Source organism: Lentilitoribacter sp. JB5-8 (assembly GCF_055693385.1).
Genome location: NZ_CM146332.1, coordinates 2,328,859 through 2,347,964 on the forward strand (window position 1 = coordinate 2,328,859; position 19,106 = coordinate 2,347,964).

14 protein-coding genes are annotated in these 19,106 nt (G+C 44.6%); 7 read left to right on the plus strand and 7 right to left on the minus strand.

Translation table 11 applies throughout. The features are described 5' to 3' along the window. Window positions 1-102 precede the first annotated feature (102 nt). The 3 genes from ACZ1GZ_RS11440 (at window position 103) to prfB (ending at window position 5,327) form a co-directional block, all read left to right on the plus strand. On the plus strand, window positions 103-1,341 hold the full coding sequence (locus ACZ1GZ_RS11440; protein ID WP_472665009.1) for an MFS transporter: 1,239 nt from the start codon (window positions 103-105) through the stop codon (window positions 1,339-1,341). 282 nt (window positions 1,342-1,623) lie between these two features. Continuing rightward, on the plus strand, window positions 1,624-4,095 hold the full coding sequence (locus ACZ1GZ_RS11445) for a penicillin-binding protein 1A (protein ID WP_472665010.1): 2,472 nt from the start codon (window positions 1,624-1,626) through the stop codon (window positions 4,093-4,095). Window positions 4,096-4,198: 103 nt separating this feature from the next. Then, a protein-coding gene (prfB, locus tag ACZ1GZ_RS11450) for a peptide chain release factor 2 (RefSeq protein WP_472665011.1) occupies window positions 4,199-5,327 on the plus strand; the annotation gives its coding sequence in 2 pieces (ribosomal slippage) (window positions 4,199-4,267 and window positions 4,269-5,327; 1,128 coding nt in all). Between the two features lie 17 nt (window positions 5,328-5,344). Here the strand turns inward: prfB and ACZ1GZ_RS11455 are convergent. The 6 genes from ACZ1GZ_RS11455 to ACZ1GZ_RS11480 form a co-directional block, all read right to left on the minus strand. Further along, window positions 5,345-5,716: a diacylglycerol kinase gene (locus ACZ1GZ_RS11455; protein WP_472665012.1), complete on the minus strand. Its 372-nt coding sequence runs from the start codon at window positions 5,714-5,716 to the stop codon at window positions 5,345-5,347. An 87-nt stretch (window positions 5,717-5,803) separates the two neighbouring features. Next, window positions 5,804-6,280, minus strand: a complete 477-nt coding sequence (locus ACZ1GZ_RS11460) for a hypothetical protein (protein ID WP_472665013.1) — start codon at window positions 6,278-6,280, stop codon at window positions 5,804-5,806. 56 nt (window positions 6,281-6,336) lie between these two features. Beyond that, the gene (locus ACZ1GZ_RS11465; RefSeq protein WP_472665014.1) at window positions 6,337-7,761 is read right to left on the minus strand and encodes a DEAD/DEAH box helicase; all 1,425 of its coding nucleotides are present in this window, start codon (window positions 7,759-7,761) and stop codon (window positions 6,337-6,339) included. Between the two features lie 306 nt (window positions 7,762-8,067). Then, entirely contained in the window at window positions 8,068-9,360 is a 1,293-nt protein-coding gene (locus tag ACZ1GZ_RS11470; RefSeq protein WP_472665015.1) for a peptidoglycan DD-metalloendopeptidase family protein, read from the minus strand. Window positions 9,361-9,484: 124 nt separating this feature from the next. Next, entirely contained in the window at window positions 9,485-10,324 is an 840-nt protein-coding gene (locus tag ACZ1GZ_RS11475) for a ferritin-like domain-containing protein (RefSeq protein WP_472665017.1), read from the minus strand. Window positions 10,325-10,330: 6 nt separating this feature from the next. After that, window positions 10,331-10,801, minus strand: coding sequence for a peroxiredoxin (locus tag ACZ1GZ_RS11480; RefSeq protein ID WP_472668284.1), 471 nt, complete (start codon window positions 10,799-10,801; stop codon window positions 10,331-10,333). Window positions 10,802-10,984: 183 nt separating this feature from the next. Between ACZ1GZ_RS11480 and ACZ1GZ_RS11485 the strand changes: the two genes are divergently transcribed. Continuing rightward, window positions 10,985-14,350 (plus strand): hypothetical protein, encoded by a 3,366-nt coding sequence (locus ACZ1GZ_RS11485; protein ID WP_472665018.1) that lies wholly within the window; start codon window positions 10,985-10,987, stop codon window positions 14,348-14,350. Between the two features lie 59 nt (window positions 14,351-14,409). Here the strand turns inward: ACZ1GZ_RS11485 and tyrS are convergent, their stop codons facing one another. Next, the gene (gene tyrS / locus ACZ1GZ_RS11490; protein WP_472665019.1) at window positions 14,410-15,663 is read right to left on the minus strand and encodes a tyrosine--tRNA ligase; all 1,254 of its coding nucleotides are present in this window, start codon (window positions 15,661-15,663) and stop codon (window positions 14,410-14,412) included. 163 nt (window positions 15,664-15,826) lie between these two features. On the opposite strand from tyrS, the gene ACZ1GZ_RS11495 reads away from it, so the two are divergent. The 3 genes from ACZ1GZ_RS11495 to ACZ1GZ_RS11505 all read left to right on the plus strand — a co-directional run bounded on the left by ACZ1GZ_RS11495 (window position 15,827) and on the right by ACZ1GZ_RS11505 (window position 19,102). Then, the gene (locus tag ACZ1GZ_RS11495) at window positions 15,827-17,002 is read left to right on the plus strand and encodes an anhydro-N-acetylmuramic acid kinase (RefSeq protein ID WP_472665020.1); all 1,176 of its coding nucleotides are present in this window, start codon (window positions 15,827-15,829) and stop codon (window positions 17,000-17,002) included. Between the two features lie 205 nt (window positions 17,003-17,207). Further along, window positions 17,208-17,474: a hypothetical protein gene (locus ACZ1GZ_RS11500; RefSeq protein WP_472665021.1), complete on the plus strand. Its 267-nt coding sequence runs from the start codon at window positions 17,208-17,210 to the stop codon at window positions 17,472-17,474. A gap of 11 nt (window positions 17,475-17,485) precedes the next feature. Next, entirely contained in the window at window positions 17,486-19,102 is a 1,617-nt protein-coding gene (locus tag ACZ1GZ_RS11505; RefSeq protein ID WP_472665022.1) for a methyl-accepting chemotaxis protein, read from the plus strand. Window positions 19,103-19,106 lie beyond the last annotated feature (4 nt).

The following is a 19,106-nucleotide window of genomic DNA, read 5'->3' on the forward strand; positions in this document are numbered from 1 at the left end:
TCGCGATACTTACTCTTTTTGGTCAAATTTTTTGCCAATCACTGGACAAATAGCCCGCTTTGGTTCAATCCAGTGTCTAAATACGATGTATTGGATATCAAATTGATTTTTAATAAAGCAGAAATCTCACTTGCAGAGGCGAGGGCGCTTCCCAAATGGCGCCGTCCGGAAGCTATGTTGATGCTTTTAGCATTTGCAACGGCAATGACATTTTCAACGTGGATGGCAGTTGCTGCAAATTTTGTCATTGAAATTGTCAATTTTGATGGTTCGGACAATGGTTGGATGCATACCGTTCGCGAAATACCTGGTTTCCTGGCATTTTTAGCGATCTTTATTGTGGCTCTTATCCGCGAGCAAAGTTTTGGCCTGATATCGCTCTTTCTTTTGGGGTTGGGGTCTGCGCTTACGGCTGAATTTCCCACATTGCAGGGTGTTTTGGTTGTCACCTTCATCTCGTCTGTTGGTTATCATTATTATGAAACTGTTGCACAGAGCCTGCAATTGCAGTGGTTGCCAAAGGACAAAGCACCAAAAATACTAGGCTGGATCGTCTCAGCTGGTGCGTTTGGTGCGCTCATTGCCTATGCCTTTATCATTGGTCTATGGGAGACATTTGATCTTGATTATCGCGTTGTCTATTGGGCATCGGGCAGCGTGTCGATGATCGTTGCAACATATTGCTGGTTTGTGTTTCCAAATTTCCGCTCAGATACCTTCCAGGCCAAAAAGATCATTTTGAAAAAGCGCTACTGGCTTTATTACGCGCTTGTCTTCATGGGGGGTGCGCGCCGTCAGATCTTTGTGGTGTTTGCAGCCTTTATGATGGTTGAGCTTTATGGGTTTAAGCTACACCATATTGCAGGGCTCATGCTCGTCAATCACCTCGCAACCATGATTTCTAGCCCATTTGTTGGGCGAATGATTGCCTATATGGGGGAGCGCTTCACGCTCATTGTCGAATATATCGGTTTGATTTTGGTGTTTGTGCTTTATGCAGGTCTATATTGGTTCAAATGGCCATGGGAAGTTGCAGCTGTGCTTTATATTATTGATCACATCCTGTTTGCCATGGCGTTTGCGCAAAAGACCTATTTTCAAAAGATCGCCAGCCCTGAGGATCAAGCGTCTTCTGCAGCTGTTGCGTTTACCATCAATCATATCGCGGCGGTTTTCCTGCCAGCGCTGCTCGGTTATTTGTGGCTTGTCGATCCCGCGTCGGTTTATTCGCTTGCAGCTGGTATGGCATGCGTGTCGCTCATATTAGCATTTTTGGTGCCCCGTCACCCACGTGAAGGCGCTGAAACCGTTCTTACAAAATCACCCAACGCATTTGCTTGATTTATGCGCTTTCTTGATTGATGACAATTCGGCGACGAATCGTGCTATATTTTTAACGCGTGTCACGGTTGTGATGGAATAAAATATGTGCGATTTGGGTGCCAAAATCGGTTTGCCTGAAATATGCCTAAATTCTCTCACAATTGTCGCGTAATTTTAGTGGTATGAGTAGGTAAACATTTAAGACCTACGCTCCATTTTCGCAAAATGGATTATTATATCGGGGCATATTTAGGTGAAACGCCGGAAATATGAGTTTAAACAAGGGTTTAATTTAATCACATGATGCGTCTCATTGGATACTTCTTTGGTATTGGCACGGTATTGTTCTTGCTCGTGGCTGCAGGTGTAGTTTGGTATATTTCTGATATTTCGGAAGATTTACCCGATTATGAGGTGTTGGAAAGCTATGCACCGCCGGTAACGACACGTGTTCACTCATCAGATGGTGAGTTGATGGCCGAATATGCACGTCAACGCAGATTGTTCCTACCCATTCAAGCCATTCCTGATCGCGTAAAAGCTGCGTTTATTTCTGCTGAGGACAAAAACTTTTACACACATACTGGTGTTGATTTCACCGGTCTAGCGCGCGCTGTGATCGTAAATATTCAAAATTATGGATCGGGCCGCCGCCCAGTTGGGGCGTCAACGATTACCCAACAGGTTGCGAAAAACTTTCTATTGACTTCTGAGCAACGCATTGAGCGGAAGATCAAAGAAGCCATTTTGTCATTTCGTATTGAGCAAGCTTACAGCAAAGATCGCATCTTGGAGCTTTATCTCAATGAGATCTTTTTTGGTTTAGGTTCTTACGGAATTGCAGGCGCTGCACTTACTTACTTCGATAAATCCGTTAATGAGCTTGATCTTCACGAGATCGCATACATGGCAGCACTGCCAAAAGGCCCATCCAACTATCATCCTTTCCGCAATACGGAAGCTGCCATTGAACGCCGTAACTGGGTGATCGATCGCATGGTTGATAATGGTTATGTGTCCTTTGAAGAAGCTTCAAAAGCAAAAGAGCGTCCGCTTGATGTTAATCCGCGTCAACGGGGTAATTACCTATTTGCGTCTGAATATTTTGCCGAGGAAGTTCGTCGTCGTTTGATTTCTCGTTATGGTGATGATGCGCTTTATGAAAGCGGTTTATCAGTTCGCACAACGCTTGATCCTGCAACACAAATTGCAGCACGGAATGCCTTGCAAAACGGGCTTTTGACGTTCGACCAAAAGCGCGGCTTCCGCGGTCCGGTCGCAACGATTGACATCAATGAAGATTGGGGGCCGACCCTATCAGAAATTGATGATTTGGATGATATGCCGAGCTGGAAACTAGCCGTTGTATTATCATCATCGGATAACGGTGCGGAACTTGGTGTTCGCCCTGGTAAAGATGTTGCTGGTAAAGTGCGTGAAGCGCGAGATGTGATCTCAATATCGGGCGAAACAATGGGTTGGGCCTACACCGTTGCGCCAAAAGATGAAAAACGTCGTAAGGTAAAAACGGTTTCTGAAATCATTAAACCGGGCGATGTCGTTTACGTTGAAAAACGCACCAATGACGAAGGTGCAGAAAGCTGGCGTTTGCGTCAGTTGCCTGAAATCCAGGGCGGTTTGGTTGCAATGGATCCGCATACAGGACGTGTGCTTGCCATGGTCGGTGGTTTCTCTTTCTCACAAAGTCAGTTTAATCGCGCAACACAAGCGCAACGACAGCCAGGTTCATCCTTCAAGCCGTTTGTTTATGCGGCTGCATTGGACAATGGTTATACACCCGCATCTGTGGTCAATGATGCACCGATTGAATTGGTTTCAGGTGGACAATTGTGGAAACCGAAAAACTATGGCGGCGGTGCTGCAGGTCCTTCAACATTGCGATTGGGGATTGAAAAGTCACGTAACTTGATGACGGTTCGATTAGCCAAAGATATGGGCATGAACCTAGTTGCAGAATATGCCGAGCGTTTTGGTGTTTATGATGACATGTTGCCGGTTTTGGCGATGTCACTCGGTTCTGGTGAGACGACGGTTATGCGTATGGTCTCAGCTTATTCAGTGCTGGCAAATGGCGGCAAGCAAGTCACACCATCGCTTATTGACCGTATTCAAAACCGCTATGGCAAAACCATTTTCCGCCATGAGGAAAGCCAGCGTCGTTGTGATGCGTGTGCAGCATCAGCATGGCTTTCGCAGGAAGAACCTGAGATCACTGATACGCGTGAGCAGGTTCTAGACCCTATGACTGCATATCAAATCACATCCATGATGGAAGGTGTTGTGCGTCGCGGAACCGCTGCTGGCAAGATCAAACTTGATCAACCAACAGCTGGTAAAACAGGGACCACAAATGATGAGCGTGATGCTTGGTTTGTTGGCTATACACCTGATTTGGTTGCAGGTGTTTATATTGGTTATGATACCCCAAGACCTATGGGACGTGGCAATACAGGTGGTGGCATTGCAGCGCCAATCTTTAATGATTTCATGGCAACAGCTTTGAAAGAATCGCGCCCCGTTGAGTTCCGTATTCCCGAAGGTATGAAATTTATTCCAATTAACCGCAAAACCGGGATGGAAGCCTTTGCTGGTGATGGTGATGTGATCCAGGAAGCCTTTAAACCTGGTACAGGACCTGCCGATATCTTCTCTGTGATTGGCATGGATGAATTTGCAACAGGTGATGCCATTTTGGAAGTTTCTCCTCAAGCAAACCGTGCTGTTGGTTCCGGTACTGGTGGATTGTTCTAGAAACAGACTTTTGTCACCAAGCTTTGCTTTACTTTGCTTATTTTGGTGATTAAGTTCGCCAAAAATTATCCGAATTATTCATACCAATTCATAGAAAACGAACATGCGCGCAGAAATCCAATCACTCGTTGAAGACATTGAGCAAACAATCGGTTTGCTAAGGAGGCATCTTTGACTGGGATCAAGCGATTAAGCGCCTTGGTTTTTTAAATAACAAAGCAGAAGATCCAACGCTGTGGGATGATCCGGTAGAAGCGCAAAAGCTCATGCGCGAGCGCCAATTTTTGGAAGACTCCATCAATGGTTTAAAGCGCCTAGAAGGCCAGATCACCGATAATTCTGAACTTATTGAAATGGGTGAAGAAGAGGGCGATGAGGAAATCGTTGCAGAGGCTGAAGAGGCGCTTCGTGCTTTACAAAAAGAAGCAGCACGCCAACAGATCGAATCTCTTTTATCTGGCGAAGCAGATGGTAATGACAGCTATTTAGAGATCCATTCAGGTGCTGGTGGCACGGAAAGCCAAGATTGGGCCAATATGCTCATGCGTATGTATACGCGCTGGGCAGAACGTTCGGGCATGAAAGTCGAATTACTCGAAATTCATGATGGCGAAGAAGCAGGCATTAAATCAGCGACATTGCTGATCAAAGGCACGAATGCTTATGGCTGGCTTAAAACAGAATCAGGCGTACATCGTTTGGTGCGTATTTCACCCTTTGACAGCAATGCGCGCCGCCATACATCATTTTCAAGTATTTGGGTTTATCCGGTTGTTGATGATTCCATTGATATTGAAGTCGCAGAAAGCGAATGCCGCATTGATACTTATCGTGCATCGGGCGCAGGTGGTCAGCATGTTAATACGACCGATTCAGCGGTACGTATCACTCACGAACCCACCGGAATTGTTGTTCAATGCCAGCAAGAACGGTCACAGCATAAAAACAAAGCTAAAGCATGGGATATGCTGCGCGCGCGTTTATACGAGCTGGAGCTCGAAAAGCGTGAAGCTGCAGCCAATGCGGAAGCTGCCAGCAAATCGGACATTGGTTGGGGGCATCAAATTCGTTCGTATGTGCTCCAGCCGTATCAGCTGGTTAAAGACCTTCGCACGGGCCATGAAAGTACAGCTCCGCAAGATGTGCTTGATGGCAAATTAGACAGCTTTATGGAAGCAACCTTGGCACACAGAGCCTTTGGCGGTGATGTTGATGTGCAAGATATCGAATAGTCTGCTGCGCTGTTCAATTAGCTAACAAAATTGAACGCAACAGCAACCGCATAGAGCCAGTATAGGCCGGCGGCAAGCAGCGTAACTGCAACTGCTAAAGATCCAAGATCTTTTGTTTTCTTGCCAAAATCTGAAATCTCTGGTGATACGCGATCAACGACTTGTTCAATGGCGGAATTTAGTGTTTCCGTGGCAATTACGATCAATAGCAATATCGCAAAGATTAATAGATGAAAAAGCGGACTGCCAATCACAATCAATATGATGAGTGCAACGGCACCAAAGAGCATCTCTTGCCGAGCTGCAGGTTCCTTTAAAAGAACTAATAAGCCATTTTTTGAGTTTTTAGATGCAGAAATTATCCGACTAAAACTTCCTAGCACTGACATGTTTAGCACCCCAAATATGTTGATATAGGCAAGCCGATGAATGTCGTTTTTTTAAAAAAGCCGTCAAACCGGTATGCACCGAATGATTTAGTTTGATGCTGGCTCGACATAAATCTCATCTAAATCATCAATATAAACGGAATAGGTCTCAGGCTCAGCTGTATTAAGATCAGTCTTGAGATAAACATATGCTGCAAACCCTGCTGCGCTTGCGCTCCCCAATGAGCTTTCAGGACGCATATCAGTGATAAAGGCATTCATATTGGATATTTCTTCAATATCAATTGTAAGCGCTTGGACGGGGCCATCTTGTGTATTCTCGATCTTTTGCAAAACCAGAACACTGGTCTTATCAGCCCGCATAATGGATGAAAGGCGATAATAACCGCCTGTTTCAACGGTTTGACCGTCGACATCCTTTTCCTCTGTCCAGTAACCACCACTCACCACAAATGTCAGACCATTTGGCAAAGTTAGTGCATCTTCAAGGCCTTGAGCATTTGCGGTTACGCAAAAGAATCCCGATATGAAAAGGCAAATAGAGAGTGTGATACTTTTTATCATGGCGAGAATACTCTTTGTTTAAAAGTCAGATTTAAACCAAAGCTCAGGCCAGACAATTAGCTGGCTTTAAGCTCAATCATCATAAAGGCTGGAATATCATCTCCAAATCCAACAGGTGTTGGCTCGTTATCATGATGATCATTGCGACGATTGCGGTTGCCACGTTTATTGTTTGAGGCTTTGCCGCGATCATTCGCAGGTGATTTTGCAGGTTCTGCAGCGGCTTCAACCGGTGTTTCAGCTTCTTTGGTCTCTACAGCAGTTTCCTGTTGCTTCTCCGCTTTGCTCTTACGAGGCTTGCGTGCAGGTTTTGCTTTTGCGGTTTCCGCTTCTTCACTTGCGGGCTGTGAACTTTCAAGCTCCAGCCAATCGATTTTGGTATCGATCAGCTTTTCAATCGCATCGATGTATTTCTTATCCGATTTTGCAATCAAAGAGAATGCAGCGCCTTCGCGGCCGGCTCGACCAGTACGGCCAATACGGTGCACATAATCTTCTGCATGGGTTGGAATATCGAAATTGAACACATGGCTCACAGCAGGAATATCTAGTCCACGAGCGGCAACATCTGAGGCTACGAGCAAGGTGATTTTATTGTCCTTAAACGCTTGCAGCATTGCCATGCGTGAACGTTGGTCCATATCACCATGCAAGGCGCCTGCGGAAAACCCATGACGCTCAAGCGAACGATATAGCTCAGAAACAGCGCGCTTCCGGTTACAGAAGATAATGCCGTTTTGAAGGCTTGCTTCCTGTGAACGAATAATATCGCGAAGCACTGCGCGCTTGTCGTAATCCTTTGAACCCGTTGCCACCAATTTTTGCGTAACTGTTTTGGCAGTCGACGATGGAGGAGCCACTTCAATGCGAGTTGGGTTTTGCAGGAACTGATCAGCTAAAGTTTGAATAACCGGAGGCATTGTTGCTGAGAAGAACAATGTTTGGCGGGTAAATGGAATCAATTTGGCAATGCGCTCAATGTCGGGAATAAAACCCATATCAAGCATGCGATCAGCTTCATCAATCACAAACAAATCAACGCCGGTCATCAACAATTTGCCGCGTTCGCAATGATCGAGCAAGCGACCAGGTGTTGCGATCAAAACATCTGCACCGCGTTCAAGCTTACGATCTTGCTCTTCAAACGAAACACCACCTATGAGAAGCGCAATGTTAAGGCGATGGTTTTTGCCATATTTATCGAAGTTCTCAGCCACTTGAGCTGCAAGCTCACGCGTTGGTTCCAAGATCAACGTACGTGGCATGCGCGCACGTGCCCGACCACGTTCTAAAAGGGTCAACATAGGCAGCACGAATGAGGCTGTTTTTCCAGTTCCTGTTTGTGCAATACCAAGCACATCTTTGCGTTCTAGCGCTGGTGGAATAGCGCCCGCTTGGATTGGTGTAGGGGTGTCATAACCCGCATCAGATACTGCGGATAAAACTTTGGCGCTTAGGCCAAGATCTGAAAAAGTGGTCAAGTGAGTAAAGCTCTCAATCTGCTATTTTCGTTACAATGTTGCTCATTGCGGTGCAAATTCGAGGCCAGACGTAGGCAATTAAAGGAAAAAAGTCAAGAAAATGCGGTAATTAGAGCAAATCTTTTCAATTTTTGTGACGCAATAGTGACACTAAACACAGGTGCAAATTTGACAGGACTACTAAAAATAACACCCAAAATATCACCTATGAGATGTATATCTTGGGTATCGAAATGGTTAAGTTATTGAAATTTAATAATAATATATTGTTTCGATTATATAAAATTTGTATAAAATTCTAACTATTTAGCTTGATTTAAGCAAAGGACGAAGTTTTTGCCCAGCATTGATGTAACGTGCCGGATTTACAGCTTTTCCATATCGGCGGATTTCATAATGCAGGTGAGGGCCAGTCGAACGACCAGAACTTCCCACGCGACCAATACTCATATCAGTCGACACATACTGACCCTTTTTGACGGAAATGCGAGATAAGTGTGCATAGCGAGTTGTTGTGCCATTGCCATGGTCAATTTCAACCATGCGGCCATATCCACCACTCCATCCAGCTTTAATAACTTTCCCCCTAGCAGCTGCATAAACGTGCGTTCCTGTTTTGGCACGAAAATCCATACCGGCATGAAAGGCACGGCGCTTTAAAAATGGATCGCGACGTTGCCCAAAATGGCTGGATATTTTTGCACCCGCTACCGGGTTTTTAATAGGCAGGATTTCGATGTGATTCAAAACCTGATCAAACTGTTGTAGAGCATGATCTAAGCCACGAAGAGAATAATCGAATGCTTGATTATCTTTTGCCGGAATAAATGGGCCACCAATCGCTGTTGTGTCATCAATACGCGGTGCTGGAAGTTGCGATCCTTTGAGAATCTTGGTGATTTCAGCAGTTTTCCGACTGGTATTTTGCGCAAGTGACTGAATGCGATTGATCTGCTCTTCTTCAATATTCTCAAGTGAAAGTGCAACAGTACCAAAGAGCTTTGAGGTATCATCCAATAAAAGGATATCTTTTTGTGCAAGCGACTGTGGTGTATGAAGACGAGGTGTTTTGTCCTGGAATAAAGTGCCACCAACAAACGCCGTTTGGTAATTCGTGTTACCATCAGCCTGGATCATATTCGCCTGATCTTTCGGACGAGGAACGGGTACAGGTATAACCGCTGGTGCCGCGTCAATAATGCCCGCGCGATTCAAAATAGGCGAAAGTGCACCATGACGCGATGATAATTGCGCCTGACGTTGCATAAGCTCAGCAACTTTATCCTGAACCAATTGTTGATTAAGCAGTTGACGACTGGTTACGCGGTCAAGCTCTGTTCGTAAATTGGCGATGCGGTCTTCGTAGGAATGTTGCAGTCTGGCTTGTTGCGCCATCGAAGCACCAATAAGGTCATCACGCATGACAAGATATGTCGTTGCAAGTAGATAACCGATAGCTATGACACCCAAAAAGCTCGCAGCAATTGCGAACATCCATGGCCTAATCACCATATGACGGACATTATCACCATTGGCGAGAATCAAAATGTGTTGTGCTTCTCGCTTACCAAAGACCGTTTTACCTTTAGAATTGTGCAACTTAAAACCACCCACGACTCAATATTATTGTGAGTGTGATTAGACATTATTATGGTTAACAAACTCTTTTTAACCGTAGAAGTCCGGTGTATTTTGTCATCAAAATCAGAAAATATGCGACGTATTATGAGGTGCCAAGAGGGGATAGGTTTCTATAAAATGAAGGTGTTAAGCCAGCTTCAGCCCGTGCTAGCTCATTAAAAGGCGGTTTTATCCGGCCATGGAAGTTGATCTGAATAAGCTTGCGAAAAGTCGACGCAGGATCTTTCTTTTCACGCGCGCACAAAAACCGGAACCATTTTGCACCGATTGCGACGTGTTTTTTCTCGTCCTCATAGATGATATCTAATACATCCGCACTTTCATGATCACGTGTTTGGCGCATTTTGGCTTGCAAAGGTGGAGTTACGTCAAGCCCGCGTGCTTCCAGAACAAGTGGTACAACAGCAAGGCGTGCGGTCAGATCATTTCGAGTATCATGAGCGGCTTCCCACAAACCGTCATGGGCCACGTGATCGCCATAATCAGCGCCTAGCGCGATAAGGCGTCCACGAACGAGATTAAAATGTTTGGCCTCTTCAAAGGCGACTTGCATCCAATTATCAAAAAAAGATCTTGGCATAGGGAGCGAGGCAAATCGTGCAACAATATCAAGCGCAAGGTCAGTGGCGTTAAGTTCTATATGTGCAATGGCGTGCAGGAGTTTAACTCTGCCTTCAACGCTTTTGATGGAGCGACGTTCCACTTGCATTGGGGGCACTAAGGTTGGTTTTTCCGGACGTCCCGGGCGATCTGTTATTGGTTCATCTAAAGGTGAACGCAAAGACAATTGTTTAGCGAACCATCTTGTCGCAATGTCCTGCGCGATCATGGTCTTTTCATCAAGATCTGCTGATTTTATTGCTTTTACCGCGCCATCTCGTAATGAATGGCACGGGAAATTTTCAACATTTTGGTCCGTCAATTGCAATTATCCAAGTGCTTGAACTGCTTCTAACACGGCATCGACATGACCAGGGACCTTAACTTTTCGCCAGGCGTTTTTAACAATGCCATTTTCATCAATTACAAATGTGGAGCGCTCGACGCCCATATATTTTTTGCCATACATACTTTTCTCTTTCCAGACATTGTATGCTTCGAGTGTGGTTTTTTCCTCATCAGAGGCAAGAATAACTTTCAGATCATGCTTGTCGATGAATTTATCATGTTTTTTGACAGGATCTGGTGACATGCCAATCACAACAGCACCAGCAGCTTCAAATTCACCTAACTTTTTAGTGAAATCGATGGCTTCGACCGTACATCCCTTAGTGTCATCCTTTGGATAAAAGAAAAGAACAACCTTTTTACCCTTATAGTCCGATAATTGCACAGTTTCGCCACCATCACGTGGTAAATTAAAGTCTGGGGCTGTGGAATTTTCAATAACTTCACTCATCATACGGTCCTTTTTAAAAATGCGTTCATGATGGCTTAAATCAATATGATCAGCCTGTTCATGAGCCTTTAGGTTATGTAGAAGTATTACGCTTTGAGGAAGTGAATAGATTTTCATTTTTGTGTTGTTCAACAAGATTTTGCAACGCAGATTAGATAATCAATAAGGGAGACACGCGAACACATGTCGCGCAATCGTTTAAAAGACTTTTGTTTATCATGCGGACATTGGTTCTCATGGGCTGTGATCGGGGTCATCGTATTTGCAGTTGCTGGCTTGTTGTCCCTGCAATTTGGTCTGCTTGACCGCGTTGTTTCAGACTATGCTCAAAGCTCATTTCAAAACATTGTTGGGGATAGCAGTGCTGCAAAAGTTGAACGCACCGTTCTGCGATTAACCGGCGATGGGCATTTAGCCTTTGAAGCACGTGATCTTAATCTTTCGCAAAACTTTCATGCTTCCAAATTAAATGCAGATGAGCAACTTGCAGAGATTGCAGCGGGTAAACAAGTTGATACCCATCCACAATTTGAAATGAATGTTGCAAAAGCTCAATTAAAACTTGATCCGTTTGATCTTGCAAAAGGTGAAGCCAACATCTCAGCCGTTGAAATTTCAGACGTAGATCTGGTCTTTAAAACGCCAGCAGTCACCGATGAAACTCCGGCCATTGCAATGCCGCAAATTGATAGGGTCGAGCAGGCTGTTGATTCTCTTTTTCTTGTTCTGAACCAGTTGGAAAGCCAAAAGGCACTCAGAAATGCAAATGATGTCGTTTTCAATGATGTGCGAGTTGACCATCCCATTGCAACTCGTTTTGGAGGCTTAACACTCTCGGAAATAAAAGTTGAGAAGAAAAACGGTGAGATACTTGCATTATCGGGCAGTATTTTGCTTGGTGAACAGGAACTTGAGCTAAATATTGATCAATCCAAAGAAGGTGAACGCAAGTGGATCAGTGTTCAACTAAGTGAGCTGGCGATTGATTTTGAAACCAAAGATGCAAATCCAGAATTCAGATCAGGTTTAATCACCAAGGTGGCCAGTATTCTTGAAATTGGCCAAGCAACCGATAACGAAAAAGCAAGCGTTACAGCAAATCTGAAATTTGCACCAGGAACGCTCAAAATGGGTGGTGAAAATACCCAGCTCAACGCATCCGAGTTGAATGTTGCTTATGATCCTGAGAAAAAGTCGATTGAGCTTTTATCATCCAAATTCTCGGTCGCAAAATCAAAGTTTCCGCTGGTTGGTGGTATCATTAATGCTGAAAATTTTGAAGGCGGGCCGAGTAGTGGGCTGGTATTTGATTTGCTCGTAAAGGATGGCTATCTTTCACCAACAGATACCAATGAAGCTCCAGTTGAATTTTCAGCGAAAGCTTTTGGGCATTATGATTTTTCTGCAAATACACTTGTCGCGGAAGAGTTGTTGGTCACAACTGGTCCAGATTATGCTGCGGGCAATGCTGTCTTTAGATTTGCAGATAGTGAATCGCCTGAAATTAATTTGTCTTTAGATGTGCCGCGCATCCAAACATCTGTTGCCAAACAGTTTTGGCCATTTTGGCTTGGGCGAGGGACCAGAGGCTGGGCAACCAACAGTATTTATGGTGGCCAGATCAATAATCTAAAACTTTGGCTTCACGTTGATGCCGGACGTTTTTCAAACCCAATACGCCCAATTCGCCACAAGGCGGAAGATTATCAAGTTGATTATGATTTCTCCAATGCAAGGGTCAATATTGTTGGTGAAATCCCACCTGTTCGAAACGCCTTTGGCAGCATGAAACTTCGCGGTGGAGAAGTCACCGTTAAGATTGATGAAGGTACATCTTATTTCCCATCCAACCGCAAAATGGAAATCATTGGTGGCGAGGTTGTGATACCCAATACATATGTCACTCCTTTGATGGCCGAAATAGATATTAATCTATCTGGTTGGGCGGACGCTGCGGCTGAGCTTATTAGCTTTGAACCGATTGATGCACTCGACGAAGTGGGTTTAGAGCCGGACGATATTTCTGGATTGGTTGATGCGAATGTTAAGGCGACCTTCGGGCTGATACAAAACCAAAACCCGCCAGACCCTGTTTGGGATGTAACATTAGCGCTCAACGGGGTTGATCTTAAAAAGCCGTTTGAGGGTTATAATCTTACAAATATCAACGGAACGTTGGATGTTGATATAGAAAAGGCGGTGCTCGACGCGAAAATGAAAGCTGATGGGGTTAATGTAACGGCAAGTGTTATCGAACCTGTTAGAAATTCAGGTGTCGAACCAAGCCGTCAATTAACTGGTACTATTAATGACAAAGAACGTGCGCTGTTAAAGCTCGGGCTTGATGATATTGTGTTTGGAAATGTCGGTTTTAACGTCACCAAAATTGGAAAAAATACAGATAACGTTGAGCTTGATTTAAAAAACAGTCGAATTGTAGCGCCGGGTACCGGATGGGTAAAATCGAAAGGAATTGCTGCACAAGCGAGTTTTCAACTCAATCAGGACGGTGATGATGTTGACGTGGGTAACTTTAATTTCCGCGGAAAAGGCTTCTCAGCAAAAGGTGAGATTTCGTTAGATAAAGACGGAATGAAGAGCGCAAAATTTTCAACCGTGAAACTCGCACCCAAAGATAATTATAACTTTAGTCTGTCCAGAAAATCTGGTGGATACAAAGTAACCGTCGGCGGGGAAGCATTTGATATGCGTCCACTCATTACGCAAATTAAAGCCAATAGTGAACAAGTTCGCAAGCAGTCCAAAAGTGAAGCGAGTTTTGATCTAACGGGTAAAATCAACAAGGTCTATGGATTTGGCGGTGAGCACTTAACAAATGCAACCATGCGCTATGTTGAAGAACAGGCGATACCGCGTCTGGCCGAATTTACTGGGCGCACCAAACAAGATGGTTCAGTCGCTGCCCGTTTGGAGGCAGATGTTAAGAATGAACGCATTACTGTAGCAAGCGATGATTCTGGTAGTTTTTGGCGTTTCTTTGATATCTATGCCTATGTTCAAGGTGGTTCCCTAGATTTGGTCATGACCAAAACAGGCGATGAACCCTACAAGGGCGACGTTCTGATCAGAAAGTTTAAAGTCATCGGTGATGAACGTTTACGAACGCTTGTTTCGACGCGAGCGAGCGATAAAGAACGCAGTTTAAACGAAGCGCTAAAGGGGCGACTTGATGTTTCTCGCGTGAGTTTTGATCTCGCAGATATCCGTGTTCAAATGGATAACGGTGTTATGTTTGTCGATGATGGAATAGTACGCGGTGCGCAAATTGGTGCTGCGTTCTCAGGCCTTTTATACGACCAAGATGACAACACAGATATGGCAGGAACATTCATGCCTGCCTATGCATTAAACCGCTTTTTTGGAGAAATCCCTGTCCTTGGCGCGTTGCTCGGCAATGGTAAGGATAAAGCGCTTTTAGGGATCACATTCCGTGTTTCAGGCAGCTCAGATAATCCACGTGTTCAAGTAAATCCATTATCTGTAGTCGCGCCTGGCGTATTTAGAAACATCTTTGAATTTAGACGCTAGATAAAAAAACGACCGCAATAAATTGCGGTCGCTTTGAATTTTTTACAAAAACTATACTCTTAGCTTGGGCGAATAAGAACGTGTTTCTTTTTACCCATTGAAAGTTTGATCACGCCTTCATCGCTGGTGGCGCTATCGGTAATTTGCAAACGCTCATCACTTACTTGCTTGTCATTGATTTTGATCGCACCACCTTTAATGTGACGACGCGCTTCACCATTTGAACCAGCAAGTCCAGCGCTGACAATTAATGAAAGCAAACCAACACCTTCTTTTAAATCACCTGCTGGCACATCAATACTTGGAAGATCTTGCGCAACCGCACCTTCTTCAAATGTTTTGCGAGCTGTTTCCGCAGCAGCTGTTGCTTGTTCACGACCATGCGCCATGGCAGTAACTTCAGTTGCAAGTACCTTTTTAACTTCGTTGATTTCACTACCGCCTAGGGCTGACAATCGATTGATTTCATCCATTGGAAGCGTTGTGAATAGTTTCAAGAATTTAGATACATCAGCATCTTCTGTATTCCGCCAATATTGCCAGAAATCGTATGCAGAAAGCATATCTGCATTCAGCCAAACCGCACCATTTGCAGATTTACCCATTTTCGCACCAGAAGAGGTAGTCAAGAGAGGTGAAGTAATCGCATAAAGCTGTTTAGTGCCCATGCGGTGGCCCAAATCAATACCATTGATGATGTTACCCCATTGGTCGGAACCACCAAGTTGCACGCGACAATCATATCGATTTGCAAGTTCGACAAAATCATAGCCTTGCAAGATCATGTAGTTAAATTCAAGAAACGACAGCGATTGTTCGCGATCAAGTCTTAATTTTACGGAATCAAACGCCATCATGCGGTTAACAGAAAAATGACGGCCGACATCACGCAGGAACTCAAGATAGTTGATACCTTTAAGCCAATCAGCGTTATTGACCATCAATGCGTCTGTATTACCGTCACCATAGGTAAGATAGTTGGCAAAGATCGTCTTTAAGCTGGCAATATTCTCTTCAATTTTTTCAAGCGTCATCAATTGGCGTGATTCATCTTTAAATGAAGGATCACCCACCATACCAGTGCCGCCACCCATTAAAGAGATCGGCTTATGGCCGGTTTGCTGAAGCCAATGTAAAAGCATGATTTGAGTAAGAGATCCAGCATGCAAACTTGCAGCCGTTGGATCAAAGCCAATATATGCGGTGACCGTTTCCTCTTGGAAAAGTTTATCAAGTCCTTGATCATCAGATGTTTGATGAATGAAGCCACGTTCTGAAAGTGTGTGGAGGAAATCGGATTTAAACTCAGACATAAGAGTTACCTTTTGGTCGGTTATCGCGCTAAATTACAATAGAATTTGAATTGATTTCAAAAGACGAATTGCGCATAGTCTATTAAAACCAAGCCGCGTTTAACACTGTTTTAAAATGATTTCACCCCTGTCTTTTCAATATTATTAATATCCGGAACGCAAAATGAAACATAAAGGCAGACAACAAGCGGATATAGCGCTGAATGCAATTGGTCTTATGTCTGGCACATCACTAGATGGAATAGATGTGGCGCTATTGCGCTCAGATGGTAAAAACGAGTTGGAACGTGGTCCGTTTTTAACGGTTCCATATAACGATGAGTTTCGAAAAAAACTGGCGCGATCTCTCCAGACAGCTTTGAAAATTGAACATCGTGGCGATCGCCCGGGTAATTTATCTCAGATTGAAATTGAACTGACAGATCTGCATGCAAATGCTGTCGTGCAGTTTTTAGAGGTCCATTCACTTCGCCCATCTGATATCGATCTTGTTGGATTTCACGGCCAAACCGTGTTGCACAAACCTGACATTGGTTTAACGGTGCAATTGGGAAGTGGTGCACGCTTAGCAAATCAACTTGGCATGCCAGTAGTTTATGACATGCGGGCAAATGATGCAGCCAATGGCGGGCAGGGTGCTCCGCTTGCCCCCGCTTATCATGCTGCTCTGGCGGCAAATCTTGATGTGCAGTGGCAAGGTCTTAATCCTGTTTGTTTTGTCAATATTGGCGGCATTTCAAATCTAACCTATATCGACGGGGATACGCCTCCACATGCTTTTGATTGTGGGACGGGCAATGTTTTAATCGATCAATGGGTCTATGCGCACAAAGGTATTGCATTCGACGACGGTGGCAAGATTGGGCATGCTGGGCATATTAATTATGAGATAGCAAAGCGATATATTGATCCAATGGCGGAAAAACTAGATCGTGGTATTTCACTCGACAGGCTTGATTTTAAACCGCTCGAAAAAGGAGAGCTTAGTTTGGAGGACGGCGCAAGAACGCTCGCATATGTTACGGCAAAATTAATTGCCAAGTCACAGGGGCGTCTACCGCGTGAACCTAAGCTGTGGGTGTTATCCGGTGGAGGCCGGTTAAATAAAACCATTGTGAGTGAACTTCATGAAGCGCTTGATATTGCTCCTAATTCCAATGATAAGCGCATTATTAAGTCCGAGGATCTTGCAATTTCAGGTGATGCTGTAGAAGCTGAAGCCTGGGGTTATCTTGCCATCAGATCAGTCAAAGGTTTGCCACTAACATATCCCACAACGACAGGTGTTTCGGGCGCTTGCATCGGTGGTGTAGTACAAATGCCTACCGAAAACTCATAAACACGATTAATACTTGTGAAATACTAAAATTGTACTTTTCTTGCTAACGAATGAATAACGTTCGTTGGTCGTTGTTTCTAAGTCCATAATTTTATTGCCAGAATCGGGCATTTAATACTGGACAAATACGGAAGATTAACAGTTGCGGGTACTTTTTGGTGTTAACATTTTGATCTGTGTCGCTGTCATTGCGATACCTATTCTGATGCCAAAGAATGATCGCGTCGCCATTATCACTCCACCTTGGGGCCAAAGTGGTGAAATTCTATCAGTCATCGATAAAGCAGATGGCGCATTGGTCAATTCAGGCCGTGCTGATTGGATTGCTGTGGTTACTCCGCAAATGCAAAACACGAGCATTACTCAAGAAAAAGAGAATACCAAAGCTACCAGTACTTTTGTAGCTAAGTTGTATCAGGCGGGGGCCTGGCTTGTCATTGACGGGTCTATTGCATCCGCTTGTCTCATTTAAGGATAGAATAAATGAAGTCGATATCAGATATCAGAAACATTGGGATGAAGGTGCTAATCGCGCTTTTGTGGATTAATGCTGCGTTGGTCATAACCAGAGCATTCTTCGTCGGCCACGATCAAGCAACAGTTTTGTCGCTTGGTGCGATTCTTATGGCTGGTATGGGCACGCTTTCATGGCGCATGGATAAAAAAGGCGAAATCGCTCGAGCTACAATGGGGTTAACCCAAGCTGCTCTGGTTTCGCTGCTTGTTGCATCCTTCTCAGGATCAGGTTTGCAAATTGACATGCACATGTATTTCTTTGCAATGCTTGCTATTTGTGCGTCTGTAATCGACTGGCGTCCAATTCTTGCCTTTACCGGATTAACAGCAGTTCACCACACTGTTTTATACTTCTTAATTCCAGCCGTGGTCTTCCCGGGCGAAAGCTCAATTGTACGCGTTGGATTGCATGCACTCATCCTTGTTGCGGAAGCTGGTGTGTTATTGGCGCTAACAACAATGATGTGGAAATCATTTGCATCAGCAAGCGAAGCTATCACCGGTGCTCACGCCGCACAGGCAGAAGCTGAAAAGCACTCACGTTCAGCAGAAGTGGCACAAAATGAAGTGGTTGCAGCGCAAGAGCAGCGCGATGCAGAAAAAGCGATGGAAACTGCGAAGCTGCAAGAAGTTATTGATGCATTGGGAACAGGACTTTCAAAACTTGCACAAGGTGATGTGACATATCGCATGCGCGAGCAGTTCGATGGTCCGTTTGAGCAATTAAGTGAGGATTTCAATTCATCAGTTCGTAAACTTGAATTTGCGTTATCATCTGTTTCAAAAACCGCAAAACATCTATCACGCGGCACTGGTGAGATGAGCCAGTCATCTGATGATCTTGCGCACCGCGCTGAACAACAAGCAGCGGCACTAAATGAAACAGGCATTGCGGTAGAAAATATTTCAGCATCAATTGAAAAGACATCGCAAAAAGCAAATGAAGCTGGTGCTCGCGTTGCTGATACAAAAGAGAAAACAGCACATTCAGCGAAGATTGTCTCAAATGCAATTTCTGCAATGGATGAAATCAAGCAGTCTTCAGAACAAGTTGGTCAGATTATCACTGTGATCGATGAGATCGCCTTCCAAACCAATCTCCTTGCGCTTAACGCAGGTGTGGAAGCTGCACGTGCCGGTGAAGCTGGTAAAGGCTTTGCGGTTGTTGCTCAGGAAGTCCGCGAACTTGCGGGGCGCTCTGCAAATGCTGCTAAGGAAATCCAACAGCTTATTGATAAGTCCGAAAAACAAGTCGCCAATGGTGTGGGCCTAGTCAATGACACAGGTGCAACACTGAAGGTTATTGAAGATGAGGTGTTCCATATCAATGAATTGATTTCAGAAATGGCTTCAACATTTAATGAGCAGGCTTCCGGCGTTCGCGAAGTCAACGTTGCTGTGAGCGAAATGGATGGTGTGACACAACAAAATGCTCAGATGGCTAAGCGGTCGACACAATCTATTCAGGAACTCTCCAATGAAGCTGAGCGCTTAATCGAATCGTTATCAGTATTCACAGTTCACGAAGATTATCAGGGCACTGGCACCACCCAACAAGTGGCGCAGCTGTCCAAGGCAAGTTAGTAAA